This window comes from Chryseolinea sp. H1M3-3, from assembly GCF_029360725.1.
In the GTDB taxonomy this organism is placed as follows: domain Bacteria; phylum Bacteroidota; class Bacteroidia; order Cytophagales; family Cyclobacteriaceae; genus Chryseolinea.
Map to the genome: position 1 here is coordinate 35,144 of NZ_JARKMY010000019.1, position 16,373 is coordinate 51,516.

At 41.5% G+C, this 16,373-nt stretch carries 13 protein-coding genes; 2 read left to right on the forward strand and 11 right to left on the reverse strand.

What is annotated here, in order from left to right; genetic code table 11:
* Window positions 1-44 precede the first annotated feature (44 nt).
* The 5 genes from priA to P2W71_RS27445 all read right to left on the reverse strand — a co-directional run bounded on the left by priA (window position 45) and on the right by P2W71_RS27445 (window position 6,767).
* Window positions 45-2,540 (reverse strand): primosomal protein N', encoded by a 2,496-nt coding sequence (gene priA, locus P2W71_RS27425; protein WP_276374710.1) that lies wholly within the window; start codon window positions 2,538-2,540, stop codon window positions 45-47.
* Window positions 2,541-2,611: 71 nt separating this feature from the next.
* Entirely contained in the window at window positions 2,612-3,058 is a 447-nt protein-coding gene (locus tag P2W71_RS27430; RefSeq protein WP_276374711.1) for a hypothetical protein, read from the reverse strand.
* A gap of 133 nt (window positions 3,059-3,191) precedes the next feature.
* Window positions 3,192-3,662, reverse strand: coding sequence for a hypothetical protein (locus P2W71_RS27435; RefSeq protein WP_276374712.1), 471 nt, complete (start codon window positions 3,660-3,662; stop codon window positions 3,192-3,194).
* A 73-nt stretch (window positions 3,663-3,735) separates the two neighbouring features.
* Window positions 3,736-5,745, reverse strand: a complete 2,010-nt coding sequence (locus tag P2W71_RS27440; RefSeq protein ID WP_276374714.1) for a thioredoxin domain-containing protein — start codon at window positions 5,743-5,745, stop codon at window positions 3,736-3,738.
* 44 nt (window positions 5,746-5,789) lie between these two features.
* Complete coding sequence (locus tag P2W71_RS27445; protein ID WP_346659981.1) at window positions 5,790-6,767, reverse strand: GSCFA domain-containing protein; 978 nt, start codon at window positions 6,765-6,767, stop codon at window positions 5,790-5,792.
* A gap of 90 nt (window positions 6,768-6,857) precedes the next feature.
* Between P2W71_RS27445 and nagB the strand changes: the two genes are divergently transcribed.
* The gene (nagB, locus tag P2W71_RS27450; RefSeq protein ID WP_276374715.1) at window positions 6,858-8,762 is read left to right on the forward strand and encodes a glucosamine-6-phosphate deaminase; all 1,905 of its coding nucleotides are present in this window, start codon (window positions 6,858-6,860) and stop codon (window positions 8,760-8,762) included.
* A 56-nt stretch (window positions 8,763-8,818) separates the two neighbouring features.
* Here nagB and P2W71_RS27455 read toward each other — a convergent pair whose 3' ends face one another.
* The 6 genes from P2W71_RS27455 to rpsF all read right to left on the reverse strand — a co-directional run bounded on the left by P2W71_RS27455 (window position 8,819) and on the right by rpsF (window position 13,458).
* Window positions 8,819-9,769, reverse strand: a complete 951-nt coding sequence (locus tag P2W71_RS27455; protein ID WP_276374716.1) for a transglutaminase family protein — start codon at window positions 9,767-9,769, stop codon at window positions 8,819-8,821.
* 12 nt (window positions 9,770-9,781) lie between these two features.
* Window positions 9,782-10,717 carry an alpha-E domain-containing protein gene (locus tag P2W71_RS27460; protein ID WP_276374719.1) on the reverse strand — a complete coding sequence of 312 codons (936 nt, stop codon included), beginning with the start codon at window positions 10,715-10,717 and terminating at the stop codon, window positions 9,782-9,784.
* 32 nt (window positions 10,718-10,749) lie between these two features.
* Window positions 10,750-12,198 carry a circularly permuted type 2 ATP-grasp protein gene (locus tag P2W71_RS27465; protein ID WP_276374720.1) on the reverse strand — a complete coding sequence of 483 codons (1,449 nt, stop codon included), beginning with the start codon at window positions 12,196-12,198 and terminating at the stop codon, window positions 10,750-10,752.
* Window positions 12,199-12,354: 156 nt separating this feature from the next.
* Window positions 12,355-12,798 (reverse strand): 50S ribosomal protein L9, encoded by a 444-nt coding sequence (gene rplI / locus P2W71_RS27470; protein WP_276374722.1) that lies wholly within the window; start codon window positions 12,796-12,798, stop codon window positions 12,355-12,357.
* Between the two features lie 28 nt (window positions 12,799-12,826).
* Window positions 12,827-13,078 (reverse strand): 30S ribosomal protein S18, encoded by a 252-nt coding sequence (rpsR, locus tag P2W71_RS27475; protein WP_276374724.1) that lies wholly within the window; start codon window positions 13,076-13,078, stop codon window positions 12,827-12,829.
* On the reverse strand, window positions 13,075-13,458 hold the full coding sequence (rpsF, locus tag P2W71_RS27480; RefSeq protein WP_276374725.1) for a 30S ribosomal protein S6: 384 nt from the start codon (window positions 13,456-13,458) through the stop codon (window positions 13,075-13,077). Before rpsF ends, rpsR begins: the two co-directional genes overlap by 4 nt.
* Before the next feature lie 173 nt (window positions 13,459-13,631).
* On the opposite strand from rpsF, the gene P2W71_RS27485 reads away from it, so the two are divergent.
* On the forward strand, window positions 13,632-16,355 hold the full coding sequence (locus P2W71_RS27485; protein ID WP_276374726.1) for a DUF1553 domain-containing protein: 2,724 nt from the start codon (window positions 13,632-13,634) through the stop codon (window positions 16,353-16,355).
* Window positions 16,356-16,373 lie beyond the last annotated feature (18 nt).

Here is a 16,373-nt window from a genome sequence, read left to right on the forward strand (position 1 = left end):
GTAATACGAAATTTTTTGATGTGGAATAATTCCACAATTTTTCATTAGACGGGATCTACGTCGACGATCACACGGGTACTGCGATGTTCTTTAACTTTTAAAAGGGCTTGAATCACATCATGCAGGTGGTGCTTAAGATTTGTTAAGTCGGCTCTGCCACGAGGGATTTTGATAAGTATACTCAACAAAAACTGGTTCCTGATTTTTGAAATCATCGGTTCGCCAGGGCCGAATATTTTTAAACCCATCAATGTTTCTCGCAGTTGAGTAGCAATAGCCTCTGACGTTAACCTGCAGACTTTTTTATCCGTATGCTTAACCGTAATCTCTATCAATCGCGCGAAGGGCGGATAATCATGCTGATGTCGATCGGTCAGTTGGGCAGAATAAAATGCATCATAATCATGATGAAGGATCGTATGAAGAAGGGGATGCGTCGGATTAGATGTTTGGATCACAACCGTTCCGGGTTTGTCGCGTCGTCCAGCACGGCCGCTTACTTGTGTGATCAACTGGTAGGCGCGCTCATACGAACGGAAATCAGGAAAGTGAATCATTCGATCTGCATTGAATATTCCTACAAGGCTTACGTGATCGAAGTCGAGCCCTTTCGTCACCATTTGAGTACCTACTAAGATATTTGTCTCTCCCTGTTCGAATTGTTCGAGGATCGTTTCATATCCGGTTTTGGATCGGGTGGTTTCGAGATCCATGCGCTGAACTTTTGCGTCGGGAAAATGCAAATTCAATTCTTCCTCGAGTTTTTCTGTGCCATAACCCATGGTTTTAATCCTGGTGGATGTACAGATAGGGCACACGTTAGGAAGTGTTTCTTTGTAGCCACAGTAATGGCACACCAATGCATGTTTATATTGATGATAAGTAAGACTAACGGCACAATTAACACACTTCGGAATCCAACCACAGTCTTCACAACTAACCATCGGCGAGTATCCTCGTCTGTTTTGAAAAATAATTACCTGTTCTTTTTTAGCAAGGGCTTCTTCAATTTTTTTAAGTAGTAATCCTGAAAATTCTCCTTTGTTTGTTTTTAGCTTTCGCTCTTGCGACATGTCGGCCAATACGACCTTAGGTAATTGAGCTTCTCCAAACCGCTTATCCAGCATCACAAATCCATATTTGTTTTGCTGTGCGTGATAGTAAGATTCAACGGAAGGTGTTGCAGAACCTAATAACACTTTTGAATAATGGAGTTGCCCCATCACCAGCGCCACATCCCTGGCATTGTAACGCGGCACCGGCTCCTGTTGCTTGTATGACGGATCATGTTCTTCGTCTACAATGATTAATCCGAGATTATCAAACGGCAGCAGAATTGAAGATCTTACCCCAATAATGAATTTGAATTTGCCCTGAAGTATTCCATTCCAGACCTCGACCCGTTCGTTATCTGAAAAACGTGAATGATAAACGCCAACAGTTTGACCAAAAATTTTTCTCAAACGCTGCACGATCTGTGTTGTGATGGCAATTTCAGGCAACAAGTATAATACTTGAGACCCTCCGTCGAGCGCCTGCTTGATCAGATTGATGTAAATTTCTGTTTTACCACTACCGGTTATTCCCCGAAGCAAGGTAATGGCATGCGTCTGAAAACTTTTTAGTATGTCATGTTGAACGCGAAGTTGATCTTCGCTCAGTTGGATCGTATGTGAATCAATATTTTTTTCATCACCAAAGCGCGAGACCACGACGTCAAATTCTTCAAATATTTTGTTTTTTACTAAGGTGCCAAGGGATGATTCTGATAATCCATCCTCCAACAGTTTTTTTTTGGCGATACCTGTTTTGTTGGCGTCCATGTTATTCAAGACAGGAACATCTTGCAAATATTTCAGTAAGAGAGCTTCTTGTTTTGGTTTAGCCGCCAGGGTCTCAAACAATGATTCAAGGGATTCTCGTTTACAGTACTCAGCGGTAAGCCTGATTTTTTTTTCGGTTTTTGGTTTATATTTTTCCTTCACCTCTTCATAAAGTATGACAGCCTCTTTTCGGACAAGTGACTTTAAAATACTGTAAAGATTTTTTACTCCTAGCAGCTTATTAATCGCAGAATAATCCAGCGATTCGTTAGCCAAATGCTTTAACAGCATCGATTCTTTATCTGAAAATTCTAATGTGCTTTCTTCAAGATTAAATGCAGGGTGAAGTTGTACACGCGATTCACTTGAAAGTTTCAGGCCGCTTGGCATAGCTGCATTCATAACTTCCCCCATAGAGCACATATAATAGTCAGCAATCCAATGGAAAAGTTTAAACTGTACATCCGTAACTACCGGATAATCATCTAATATCTCAAGGAGGTACTTTGCTTCGTAATCGGCAGGGGGCTTGTCGTGAATCTTCGCAATTAGTCCTGTAAGAATTTTTCGATCTCCAAATTGAACAATGGCCCTTTGTCCTACCAAGATCTTTTCCTTGTGTGCTCTCGATACGCGATAAGTAAAAAGTTTTGGTATAGGAACGGGAAGCAAGAGTTCTGCGAAAAGCGTTTCATCAGGATCATCAAAAATTTCCACTACCTAAAAGTTTTTGGAAAGATAATGCAATGAAGCAGATCTTTGACAGAATACTAAATCGAAAACAAAATTTAGTATTGTACTTGGCTCAAGGTATTTTGAACAATCGCGAGACTTCGGGTATCCAAATCAGTACCTAATCTCAAATAGCGTGTAGCAATTTTTTCCTGAATGGAAAAAGTACATACCACCATATTGTCTACAACTAAGGCAAACTGGGCATCGGGCAAAAAGTTGGTTGTTTGGTTAAGCTTGTTTATGCTTGAGGAGGAAAGTCCCAAATCAATATGATGATGTTTAGCGACTGGATCGTAGAGGATTTCGGTAACATATTCAAGCTCGTCAAGTTGCAAAAGTGGTTTTTTAAGAATACAGACTCTTTTGGTTCCAATTAACATCTTAAGTTCTTGTTCACAACGATCTCTTTTGATTGGTTTTTTTACGATAAAAATACCTGAAGTAGGAGGCTCAGAAAACGCGAGGAGCCCTATCAACAAAAATGGAAGCAGGTATTTCACTTTTAATTATTAGGCATATGTAATTTACGATTTTTATAACTAAGAAAGCGTTCATGATCACCTTTATTGTAGCGGGCGAATGGGAATGGCAAGTTCCTGCAATCATTAAAAATATAAGCCCATTGAAGGCCCTTCAGACTTTGTCATTTTTTACAGGCAAGGATTTTTTAATTTGACTATGAAGGACCTTAAGGGTTTCAATGCTTAAATCCTTTCCGATCATCATTTCCCTGGAATTATAAATTTCCCGCTCTAAGCTAAATTGGCCCACGGCGCGATTATCTATTATCAACACAAATTGTGAGCCGGGCATGGCATGATAAATTTGATTGAGTTTGTTTATGCTTTTTTGTGAAAAACCAATTGTAAAATAATTGACCTTTAGTTCAGGATCATATAAAATGTTAGAGACATATTGTACCTCCTCAATTCCGAAAATTGGTTTCTCTGAAACGCAGACATGGCTCTTCCCTACAAAGTATTTTACTTTCTGCTCACAAAAATTTTTTTTGGCGGGTTTGGAAATAAAATAAATACCGGATGCTGCCTGGCCGAAGACATCGTTTGATATAATGATCAAAGTAAATAATACCACTAAACGCATTATGATGACCTTTAAATAGAAACCAGTACAAGCCAATATATCTTACATTGAATTAAATTGTTTTTAATCCGGTTTATGCAAGTTGCTGAAGCGCTTCCTTTACGGAATGAACCGGCTGCTTACATGTTTTATTGAAGCAAACATAAAACGTAGCTTCGCCATTTATTGGTGTTTTATCTTTCACCAGGGGTAGATTACTTCCGTTTTCAGATCCTTGGACAATGGCAAAAGGAAGAAAATGTTGAAGAAAATCGGAGCGCATGGTGCTTATATTTTTTCCCGTAAGTACAATCTCCGCTAACCCTTTTTTGAGCTCGGTATATACGATTGCCCAATACGACATGAATCCCGGTTCCCCTTTTATAAGATGACTAAGTGATTCGGTCATCTGCGTTGCTATTTTTTTCCAGTCTTCACGGTCAAAGAAAGTACTTAAATAATGAAGGTTTTGGGTCATCACAGCATTTGAAGAAGGAATTACGTTGTCGAATATTTCTTTTTTTCGACTGATTAGTTGCTCTGATTCTATCGCCGTATAAAAAAAGAATCCATCCGATGGATCAAAAAATTGATCGCTTGTGTATTGCGTTATCTGAGCAGCGCGATTAAGCCAATATTCATCGAACGTTACCTGATACAACTTGATAAGCGCTTGAATCAGGTAAGCATAATCGTCAAGAAAACCAACCGTGTTAGAACGTTTGTTTTTATATGACCGATAGATTTTATTTCCTTCCATCAGCTCTTTCTCCAAAAAGTGGATGTTCTTCACGGCGGCATTCAGAAACATCTCGTCCGCAAAAGTCCTGTAAGCGTCAACCAAACCACAAACGGTCATTGCATTCCAGCTGGCGATCACTTTATCATCTAACCCAGGGCGTACACGTTTTGCGCGTTCCTTAAGTAACACTGATTTAATATTTTGAAGAAACGGATTCCATTGCTCCGGCGTGAGCGAGTTGTCTTGTAGAAATTTATCTTCGTCCATGGTACGCATCAAAATATTATTTCCGTGTTCCCAGTTTCCTTCATCCTTCACACTGTAATAGGTGGAGATAATTTTTTCGTCTGGACCTAATATTTCTTTCAGCTCGGTTTTTGTCCAGGTATAAAATTTCCCTTCAACGCCTTCACTATCGGCATCTAAGGCCGAATAAAACCCGCCGTTGGAATGGGTCATCTCGCGTTGAAGCCATTCGAACGTTTCGTAAATAACTGTCTTAAATGCGTTATCCTTTGAGATGGCGTAAGCCTCACTGTATAAACTTAACAATTGGGCATTGTCGTAAAGCATCTTTTCAAAATGAGGCGCGAACCAATAACGGTCAACGGAGTAGCGTGAAAAGCCGCCACCCACCTGATCATAAATTCCACCCATTGAGATCTTCCTTAAAGTGAAGAGAATGTGATCATACGCTTCCGCATTTTTTGTCAGGTGCGATAAACGTAAAAGAAATAACCAAATTGAGGGCATGATAAATTTTGGTGATTTCTCTAACCCGCCCCATTTTTTATCGAACTTCAGTTGAAGTTTATTGTAGCTTTCATAGAGGTCGGAGATCAGATCAGAATCGGTTGCTTTTTGTTTGTAGCGTTCAACCTCTGAAGTGAGCAAATGCAAACGCAGTTCTTCAGCTGTGTCCTCAATTTGTTTGCGATTTTTTTGGTAAGCATTGCTAATGTTTTTGAGTACTTCCATCCAAACCTGTGGAGTAAAGTAGGTTCCTCCAAAAAAAGGTTTTTGATCTGGCGTAAGGAACACATTTAGCGGCCATCCACCTTGAACACCTAAAATATGGACCGCCTCCATATAAATCTGATCGATGTCCGGTCTTTCTTCCCGATCTACCTTAATGCAAATAAAAGATTGGTTCATTACTTCAGCAACGGATTCCTTTTCGAATGATTCGCGTTCCATCACATGACACCAATGACACGACGAATATCCAATGCTTACCAGGATTGGTTTATCCTCTTTCACTGCTTTACTCAACGCTTCTGTACCCCATTCGAACCAATCCACAGGATTATGCGCATGTTGCAAAAGGTATGGGGATGTCGCGTGGATTAATTTATTAGCCATTTGAATATTTTTAATTTGAGTTTAAGGATAGAACTACCGTCATATTAAGTCAATTGTTTTTTCAGCATGGCTACTTCTTCATCAACATTTACCAGCTCCTTTAGTTCTTCCAGTTTCCTGATAGTTTCCAGTAAAAATTTTTGATGAGAAGCTGACGTGGGATGAAACGATTTATGTGATAATGCCAGTTTGATTTCTGCCCACTTTGATACGAAAGATTTCATATTGTTATCGAAGTATTTCTCGCCAAATTTTTGCCAAATATATGCTTCAGCTACATCGGAGGGATGAATCATATCGGCTTTATAAAACCTGTAATCGCGAAGATCGTCCAGCATTATTTCATACGAAGGAAAATAATGTACATCCTGATGTTGCTGCGTTATCGTATGACATGCTACCCGCAACACAGACTTACTAACACTATTGAGTTCCAACGTATCCTTGAGATGTCTAACAGGGCTTACAGTTAAAATAATTTGCAAACCAGGATTAAGTGATTTCAGGTCATGGAACAATTTCTCAAAAGACTCCAGTATCTGCTTCTGAGTCATCAACGACTTAGTAAAGAGCGATGACGGCATCTTCTGGCAATTTGCTACTATTTGTTTTGTTTGAGTCAACTCAAATACCCAAGCTGTGCCGTAAGTAATGACGAGCCAATTTGCCCTGCGTAAAAAGGTGTGTGTGGCAGAAATTTTTTTTTCTAACTCATCCTTCAGCTGATCCAAATTCTGTGACGACAACTGCGAATGAAAATCATAGTTAAAAAAAATACGATCACGTTCAACAAATGTGCTGTCGGAAACCGGGCGCGGATTGATCGCGTAATGAATGACCTTATGAATAGAATGTGGGTTATACACAACGCCAAAGGGATTGGTCATTGTGGCCAATTTGTTAGCTACCAGCTGTAAGCCTATTGCATCTGAAAAGCAAGAACCCAGAGTCAAAATACTGTCTGATAGCGTTATACGTGCCTTACTAGGGCTAAAAGTCATTTCGGTTCGATAGGTGCTCATAAATTATGTTTCCGCAAACATTTGAAAATTAAAAGCTTTTTGAGCTATTTAGGGGTTGATCTGATACGAATCAAAAAACAAGTTAAAATTATGAATAACGATCTTACCGCCTTTGAAAAGATTCCGGTAAAAATCTTTACGACCTCTGGAGAGGGGTCGGTCTATGTAGCTAAAGAAATTGCTGCTTTAATCAAATTACGACAAAAGGAAGGTAAGCCGTGTGTGCTTGGCCTGGCAACGGGGTCTACACCGACGAGGCTATATGCAGAGTTGGTTAAAATGCACCAGCAAGAGGGGTTAACATTTAAAAATGTTCACACCTTTAACCTCGACGAATATTATCCGATGCAGCCTGAAGCATTACAAAGCTATGTCCGGTTCATGCGGGAGCATCTCTTTGACCACATCGATATTCCAAAAAAGAATATTAATATTCCAGATGGCACTTTAAAGAAGGATGAAATCGCTGAGTTTTGTAAGAGCTATGAAGAGAAGATAGATAAACTCGGTGGGCTCGACATTCAGGTACTTGGTATCGGACGTACTGGCCACATTGGATTTAATGAGCCTGGTTCTTCAGAGCGTTCACTCACGAGACTTGTGTCATTAGACCAAGTGACACGGATCGATGCAGCAAGCGATTTCTTTGGAGAAGAAAATGTTCCTCGCAAGGCGATAACGATGGGCGTTGGCTCCATCATGAAAGCTGCTAAGGTGTACATGATGGCGTGGGGTGAGGGAAAAGCGACTGTTATTCGTAAAGCAGTAGAAGGCCCGATTACAGATCAAATTCCTTCTTCATTTTTACAAAAACATCACGACTGTACTGTCGTTTTGGATGATGCAGCTTCGTCTGCGCTCACGAGAATAAAAACGCCGTGGATTCTGGATAGTGTCGAATGGAACGAAAAGCTTATTAGAAAAGCGGTTGTTTGGTTATCGCAGCAAATTGAAAAGCCTGTGCTCAAGCTGACCAACCACGATTATATGGAACATGGAATGGGTGATATTATCACGGAATTTGGCTCGGCGTACCAGGTTAACATTAAAGTTTTTAATTTCCTTCAACATACCATTACCGGTTGGCCTGGGGGTAAACCAAATGCAGACGATTCTCATCGTCCCGAACGTGCAAAGCCTTTTCCAAAACGGGTTGTTATTTTTTCGCCACATCCCGATGACGACGTAATTTCAATGGGTGGAACATTCATACGGCTTGTTGACCAAGGTCATGAAGTTCACGTTGCATATCAGACTTCAGGAAACATTGCAGTATTTGATGATGACGCTATCCGTTTTGCAGACTTCGTCCGCGACTTTAACGAGCAATTTGGTTTGAGCAAAACCGATGGTGCCAAATTTTACAAAAAGGTAGTACAGTCGCTGCAGAAAAAAGGTCCGGGTCAGATCGATAGTGAGGAGGTGCTGAAAATAAAAGGACTCATCAGAAGGGGAGAAGCAAAAGCCGGTGGCCGGTATGTTGGAATTCCGGATGAACAAATGCATTTCCTCGACATGCCATTTTATGAAACGGGTGCTGTGAAGAAGAAACCGCTGAGTGAAGAGGACATTCAATTGATCGTTGATATTCTAGAAACAGTAAAACCTCACCAGGTATATGCAGCCGGCGATCTTTCAGATCCTCATGGAACACACCGCGTCTGTTTAGCGGCTATTTTTGAGGCCCTTAAAAGACTCAAGAAAAAACCATGGGTGAAAGATTGCTGGGTCTGGTTATACCGCGGCGCTTGGCAAGAATGGGATATCGATCAAATTGAGATGGCCGTACCGTTAAGCCCCGAAGAATTGATGCGCAAACGAAGAGCTGTTTTCAAACATCAATCACAAAAGGACAGCGCCATGTTTCCTGGTAGTGACAAACGCGAATTTTGGATGCGGGCTGAAGACCGAAATCACGCCACGGCTAAAGCATACAACGCATTAGGCCTTGCTGAATACGAAGCGATGGAAGCTTTTGTAAGGCATAAATTCTAGAAGCCTGGGGATACGACTTACAAGTACAAAGTAAGTTGTAAGTCGTATCTGGTTTATTATTGCTGTTGCATTTGCATTTCCTGAAATCTCCTGAAAGAATTTGTTGAAGTCGAAGATATCGACTGCGGTGCGATATCCATGTCTGCTGCTGATGTGTGACCATCTTCATAAGAAACGGATACTGCCACCTCCAGCGTATGGTTTGAAGTACCCCTGTATGTTCCTTTTACAGGCGAACAATCCGAAAAATTCTTACCAACGGCTAGCCTAACATGTTTTTCATTGGCAACGCAATCATTCGTTGGATCAAGTCCTAGCCAACCATAAAATGGAATAAAGGCCTCTACCCAGGCATGCGTGGCGCCTTCACCTCGCAAACCCTCATGATTGGGACAAATGTAACCACTGACATAACGGGCAGGAATGTTCTCCAGCCTCAACATAACTAAAAGGATATGCGCGAAATCCTGACATACACCAGATCGTATTTTCCAGATCTCATCTACGGTAGTCTCTACGGTAGTAATGCCCTTTTTATAAGAAAAGTTATTGTAAATATATCCCGATAACACCTTGGATAATTGTAACGGTGTGCAGGGCTTACATTTTTCAGATTCGATTATTGTTTGAACTTCAGGCAAGGCTTCAAATTTTTCATGCTTTAGAAAATCAATGAACTCTAGATGCCTTTTGAGATTTCCTAATTCGTTCCATTGTGTTTTTTCGTCAACCGCATCTTCGGGAACAGGACGATGTGTAGTTTCCACTTCCAGTCTGGAGTCGATGTCTAATTCCTTATGCGGATGAGCATGTGTGAATGTGCCAACTTCGTTTCCATAGTAGTCCTGATGAATGTTCACTACAGGATTTTTTGAAATAACAATTTGATGTTTCAATACGTCCTGATATTGATCTTTGATCGGATAAAGCATAATTTGATTTGCACTATCCCGAACGGTGTCTTCGTAAGTATATTTTGTAATATGTCTGATCTTAAATTTTGGCATTGTTGCAATTTTTTAACTGTATGCGAAATAATAACGATTTAAGTTGCTCCCGATTCCTGAGATTTCGGCATTAATCGATGCAAGATAGGAGTGAAGACCAGCCTGTGAAATGCTTTGCACATCGGAGTATTGTAGCTTGCTTCGGAGTTTTCCAATCATGAAATCCACCTTGTTAAAACCTTCCGTGTTTTGATCGCTTTGCAGTCTTTGGAAATAGCGTTGAAGCTGATTCAATGAATACAATACGGAACGTGGAAAATCAACATTGAATAAAACCTGGTCAATGATATTCCGGGCTTCAAACCCAGATCGATATCTTTTCAAATACAAAGAATATCCGGAAATCGACATGAGCAGATACTTCCAATACGTTGTGTCCGTGGGTTTATCTAAATCATAAGCCAGGTTGCTGAGTTTTACATCAAGTATGTCTGCTGTTTGAATTGCACGTTCCATGTATTTTCCAACATTCATGAAGCACAATCCTTCGCCGCGGAACATCGTGATATCTGAAACCCCGAAATAAAGCATGCATTCTTTGATCAGTGCATCCAATACGGTAATAGGATCCTCGTGTTGAAGCTGGTAGCTCAGCCGGTCGTCATGCACGATGTGATAGAATTCATTCAGTGACTGCCAGACTTCGGTAGTAATGTTATCCTGAACACCGCGTGCATTTTCGCGTGCTTTTGTTACCATGTTAAAAATTGAATTCGGATTTTCCCGGCCGAGCACCATGTATTGAATAACTTTTCTGCCGCTACCTTCTATTTCTTTCACGCGGTCTTGTTCAAGGCTTCCAAATATTCTCAACACAGGGCGCCATGAAAACTCTTCGTGTGTATCCTGAGATGAAGCATAATTTATTTTCAACATACGCAGGATACTGTCGGTGCGTTCCATGTAACGCGACATCCAGTAGAGCGAATCAGCAACACGACTTAGCATTTGAATAGTTTGGGGTTATAATTTCATCGGAGTTATCGGGCAAGCACCCAGGTATCTTTACTTCCTCCACCTTGTGAGGAATTTACAACCAGCGACCCTTCGCGAAGTGCTACGCGGGTTAAGCCGCCGGGTACAATCTCTATTCCGTCCGGGCCGCAAAGGGCAAATGGTCTTAAATCAATTCGACGCGGTTGTACTTTACCATCAATATAACATGGCGAGCTTGATAGACTGATCACGGGTTGTGCAATAAATTGCCGTGGGTTCTTTGTGATTTCTTTTTTATAGGCGATGATCTCCTCTTCTGAAGCAATGTGACCCATCAACATTCCGTATCCACCCGACTCATTCGTTCGCTTCACTACCATTTGATCTATGTTTTTCAGTACATGATCCCGCTCATCTTGTTTACTTAATTGATAAGTCGGAACATTTTTTAAAATCGGTTCTTCATTCAGGTAATATCGGATCATGTCAGGGACATATACGTAGATGGCTTTATCATCGCCGACACCGTTGCCAATGGAATTTACAATCGCTACATTCCCTTTCCGGTAAGCAGATAAGATACCCGAAACTCCCAGTACACTTGAGGGCTCAAAAATCAAAGGGTCCAAAAACTCGTCGTCTACGCGCCGGTATATCACATCTACTTGTTGTAGGCCGGCCGTTGTCTTCATATAAACAACATGATTTTCCACCACGAGATCACGTCCTTCCACAAGCTCAATTCCCATTAACCGTGCAAGGGTTGCATGTTCAAAGTACGCGGAGTTATAAATACCGGGCGTAAGCAACACGACCGTTGGAGAGGATATGCGCCGGGGCGAAAGGGCCAGCAAATTTTTGTACAAAATGCTTGGGTATTGCGTTACCGGTCGAACGAAATTTTGTGGAATAAGGTCTGGAAAAATTCTCTTGGTGATCTCCCTGTTTTCAATCATGTACGAAACGCCTGACGGAGTTCGCAGATTGTCTTCCAATACATAGAACGTTCCATCATGATCGCGGATTAAATCAATGCCGGCAATATGAACATAGATGTCGTGCGGTACATTCAGTCCTTGCATCTCGCGCAAATAGTGAGGGCAAGAATATATCAACTCAACGGGCACAATCCCATCTTTTAAAATAAACTGCTGATGATAAACATCTTTCAAAAAAAGATTCAAGGCCCGTAATCGCTGTTTGATTCCTTTTTCAATAAAATCCCATTCACTGGCAGTGATTATTCTAGGAATAATATCAAATGGAAAGATCTTTTCAACCCCTTCGCCACTGGAGTACACCGTAAACGTGATACCCTGACTCATGAAAAGTTTCTTGGCAAGCTCTTCCTTTTTACTCAACTCATCCGGTGGAATACCCTGCAGGAAATCAAATACATTTTGATATTGGTCTCTAACATTTTCATTTTCATACATTTCATCCCAGGTGCGGGGAGCGAGTGAGTACTGTTGGAAAAGGTGAGTCGAAGGCATGAACAGCTTAGGTTGAATGTATCTAAAGTACCACGTTGGTAAGTATTTATCCGGAGCGGACAGAAGAATATTTATGCAATCGAATGATAGCAACAAAAAACAAAAGCCGCCCCGATTACCGGCGCGGCTTTTATATTATTCTAATTAAGAGGTGGTTTATTCAGCCACAACTTTTACCTGAATTTCATGCTTAACTTCTTTGTGGAGATCAAGCGTTACATTGTACGTACCTATCTGCTTAGGTACTTCCTTCAGGTGTACTTTCTTACGGTCAATATCAAAGCCTTTAGCCTTCAATGCGTCAGCAATCTGCAGTGCTGTTACAGCCCCAAAGATTTTTCCGCTTTCACCAGCCTTGGTTCCAATTTCAATGGTAAGCTCGCCTACACGTGCTGCAAGCGCTTCAGCATCTTGTTTAACCTTTGCTGCTTTATGAGCAACCTGGCGAACGTTTTCTTTTACTAATCTTTTATTGGATTCGTTGGCGATCAGCGCATAGCCATTTGGAATCAGGTAATTGTTTCCAAAACCTGCCTTTACTTTTACGATGTCGTTTTTATAGCCAACTCCAGCCACATCTTGTTTCAATATCACTTCCATGATTGTCTGTCTTAATTGAGTTAAACTATTATTTTAAAGAATCACCAACATAGGGAAGTAATGCCAGGTGACGGGCGCGTTTTACCGCTTGAGCCACTTTTTTCTGGAATTTTAAACTCGTACCCGTGAGTCTACGAGGAAGGATCTTGCCTTGCTCGTTGATAAACTTTAGAAGGAAATCAGGATCCTTATAATCGATGTATTTGATTCCATTCTTTTTGAAACGGCAGTATTTTGGTTTAATCTCTGCCCTTTTGATCGGTTCATTCATTAATGTCATCTTCCGGCGCCCTCCTCAGCTTTTTTTACAGGTTTCCTGTTTTCTTTGTTTCTAAATTCTCCCTTGCGTCTGCGCTCATTGTAAACCAGCGCGTGCTTATCAAGCACCGTAGTTAAAAAACGCATCACTGATTCGTCACGTCTGTACTCGGTTTCGAGTGTGTTAATGACACCTGGATCTGCCGAAAATTCGATAAGATTGTAAAAGCCTGTCGACTTCTTGTTGATGGGATAAGCCAGTTTTTTTAAGCCCCATTGCTCATTATTGAGAATTTCGGCTTTGGCTTTCTTCAACACTTTTACGAATTTTTCGACAGTATCCTTTGCCTGATCTTCAGACAAAACGGGATTTAAAATGAATACTGTCTCGTAATTGTTCATGTTTACTTTTTGTTTTTAAGCCTGCAAAAGTAGGAAAAGGGCCCCGATTTACCAACTGTCAATGCAAAATACCAGGGTCAGGGATAGTGTTAGTTCTTCCACAACCTTAATTTTAAAGAACAGGATGGCCCCTGATAACAATAAAGCCGATTTACTTTAAATTTAGACAAGGGATGAGGAATAAGCGTAAGATATTGGCGGTAGGCCTGGGTTTGTATCTGACATTTACAGGATGCCAAGAGAACAGAATTGACTTTAATACCCAAGTAAAGCCGATCTTGAACAAGCGCTGCATCAGTTGTCATGGTGGCGTGAAAAGGAATGCACAGTTTAGTTTGCTGTTCCGTCATGAGGCCCTGGATACAACTGAATCCGGAAAAGTGGCCATCATTCCCGGTCACCCAGAGGATAGTGAGATGATCAGAAGGCTTACGGCAAAAGATCCCGAGGAGCGGATGCCTTATAAAGAAGAGCCTTTAAGTGAGGAAGAAATAAAAATTCTTAACCAATGGATAAAGGAAGGAGCTGCGTGGGGAGATCACTGGGCATATATTACACCCAAAACGGTAGACATTCCGAAACCAGAGGCGTTGTCTGGATTTTCAGCCCCACCCGAATCGTTGACTAAAAATGAAATTGATTTTTTCGTCCTGAAAAAACTGACAGAAGAAAACCTTGAACCGTCTAAACCTGCCGATCGATCTACGTTGATCCGGCGGGTCTATCTGGATATCATCGGCTTACCCCCAACCGTCGATGAGGCCGAAATTTTTTTGAAAGATGAGAGACCAGACAGTTACGAAAAGGTTGTCGACAAACTTCTTTCGTCAAAACATTTTGGAGAAAAGTGGGCGTCCTGGTGGCTCGACATGGCCCGCTATTCGGATACAAAAGGGTATGAAAAAGACGTGGGCCGGACCATTTGGCGTTACCGCGATTGGGTTATCAATGCCTTCAATAACGACATGCCTTTTGACCAGTTCACCATCCAGCAACTCGCTGGAGACTTACTTCCCAATCCAACTGATGATCAACTGATCGCCACCGCTTTTCACAGGAACACCATGAACAACGATGAGGGTGGTACAGACGATGAGGAGTTCCGTGTTGCAGCATTAATTGACAGGGTAAATACAACGTATGAGGTTTGGCAAAGTACTACTATGGGATGCGTTCAATGTCATACGCACGCTTATGATCCATTTGTTCATGACGAGTATTACAAATCGATGGCGTTCTTCAATAACACGCGAGATGAGGATACACCAGGAGACCATCCAACCCTTAGACTATACAAAGAAGAGGATCAACAAAAACTCGAGTCTATTAAATCCTGGGTTGAACAAAAGCAGGGCTCGGAAAGAGCCTTTGAAATACAGCAGTTTTTAAAAACACTTGAGCCTAAATATCATCCGCACGCGTTCGATCAATTTAATAAGGGAGCGCTGCTGGATAACAAGTGGTTGGGAATTCAATCGGGTGGCAGCGCGCGAATAAAACAAATCAACCTGACAGACAAAACAAATTTGCTTATTAATTACTCCACAGGCCAAACCGGAGGATCCTTTGAGATAAGACTTGATCGCCTTGATGGTGAAATATTGGGAACAGGAAAACTTGACAGACAAAACAAAACTGTTGTATACCCCATCCGTGCGGTGGATGGCAAGCATGATTTGTATTTTATTTTCAACAACCCAACTATTCCACCTGAAAAGGCGGTGTGCAGTGTTGAATGGTTAGCTTTTCTGGAGGATTTTCCTGGCAAGAACAGTGCTGAATATATCTCATACAGAAATTCCTTTCTTCATCTAATCAATACTAACGTTGAGAGCGTTCCTGTCATGATTGAAAACACCACTGATCAATATCGGACGACACATGTTTTTGAACGCGGTAACTGGATGGTAAAAGGAAAACAAATCGAACCAGACGTTCCAAAATCTTTGAATCCTTTTCCAAAAGAGTTTCCGCGCAATCGACTTGGCTTTTCGAAATGGTTGGTTAGTCCGGAAAACCCCCTCACGGCGAGGACTGTGGTAAATCGTTTCTGGGAACAACTTTTTGGAATGGGCCTGGTCGAAACGTTAGAGGATTTTGGAACACAAGGAGCTGTTCCCGCAAACCAGGAATTGCTCGATTGGCTTGCTTTACAATTTATGAATGAATACCAATGGAGCATGAAGAAATTGGTTAAGGCAATAGTAATGTCAGCAACGTATCAGCAAGATTCAAGGCTTTCAGAAGAACTCAGGCAACGCGATCCGGACAATCGGTTTCTAGCACGTGGACCGCGAATCAGACTTTCTGCGGAGCAAGTGCGAGATCAGGCGTTGGCGGTCAGCGGACTTTTGAGCACAAAGATGTTCGGCAAAAGCGTTATGCCTTATCAGCCCGAGGGCGTTTGGAATTCTGTTTACAGCGGGGAGTATTGGAAGCAGAGTGAGGGTGAAGATCGTTACCGTAGATCAGTTTACACCTACATTAAACGGACGAGCTTATATCCTGCCATGATGATGTTCGATGCTTCAACGCGTGAGGTATGCGTGAGTAGAAGGATACGGACTAACACTCCGCTGCAGGCATTGGTGACTTTGAACGACTCTTCTTTTGTTGTTGCAGCGCGCCATCTTGCTTTGGCCATGATGAAGGATCATGAAACGCCGGCTGAACAAATTAAATCAGGATATAAGCGGTTGGTTGTTCGCGATCTCCCCCAAAAGAAATTTGAAATATTGTATGCGCTTTATAAAAAAGCGATGGATGAATATTCAACCAATGCTGACGCAACAATGAAATTTACGGCAGACAAAAATGGCCCGTCACCTCAATTGGCCGCTATGACTGTAGTTGCCAATGCAATGTTGAACCTGGATGAAGTATTAACAAAAGAATGACAAAATCGAAAATAGAAA

Excerpts from the sequence above, each read along its gene's own strand:
- P2W71_RS27435 (WP_276374712.1), bottom strand. The coding sequence starts at position 3,662 with ATGCGTTTAGTGGTATTATTTACTTTGATCATTATATCAAACGATGTC.
- P2W71_RS27440 (WP_276374714.1), bottom strand. The coding sequence starts at position 5,745 with ATGGCTAATAAATTAATCCACGCGACATCCCCATACCTTTTGCAACAT.
- P2W71_RS27445 (WP_346659981.1), bottom strand. The coding sequence starts at position 6,767 with ATGAGCACCTATCGAACCGAAATGACTTTTAGCCCTAGTAAGGCACGT.
- nagB (WP_276374715.1), top strand. The coding sequence starts at position 6,858 with ATGAATAACGATCTTACCGCCTTTGAAAAGATTCCGGTAAAAATCTTT.
- P2W71_RS27455 (WP_276374716.1), bottom strand. The coding sequence starts at position 9,769 with ATGCCAAAATTTAAGATCAGACATATTACAAAATATACTTACGAAGAC.
- P2W71_RS27460 (WP_276374719.1), bottom strand. The coding sequence starts at position 10,717 with ATGCTAAGTCGTGTTGCTGATTCGCTCTACTGGATGTCGCGTTACATG.
- P2W71_RS27465 (WP_276374720.1), bottom strand. The coding sequence starts at position 12,198 with ATGCCTTCGACTCACCTTTTCCAACAGTACTCACTCGCTCCCCGCACC.
- rplI (WP_276374722.1), bottom strand. The coding sequence starts at position 12,798 with ATGGAAGTGATATTGAAACAAGATGTGGCTGGAGTTGGCTATAAAAAC.
- rpsR (WP_276374724.1), bottom strand. The coding sequence starts at position 13,078 with ATGACATTAATGAATGAACCGATCAAAAGGGCAGAGATTAAACCAAAA.
- rpsF (WP_276374725.1), bottom strand. The coding sequence starts at position 13,458 with ATGAACAATTACGAGACAGTATTCATTTTAAATCCCGTTTTGTCTGAA.
- P2W71_RS27485 (WP_276374726.1), top strand. The coding sequence starts at position 13,632 with ATGAGGAATAAGCGTAAGATATTGGCGGTAGGCCTGGGTTTGTATCTG.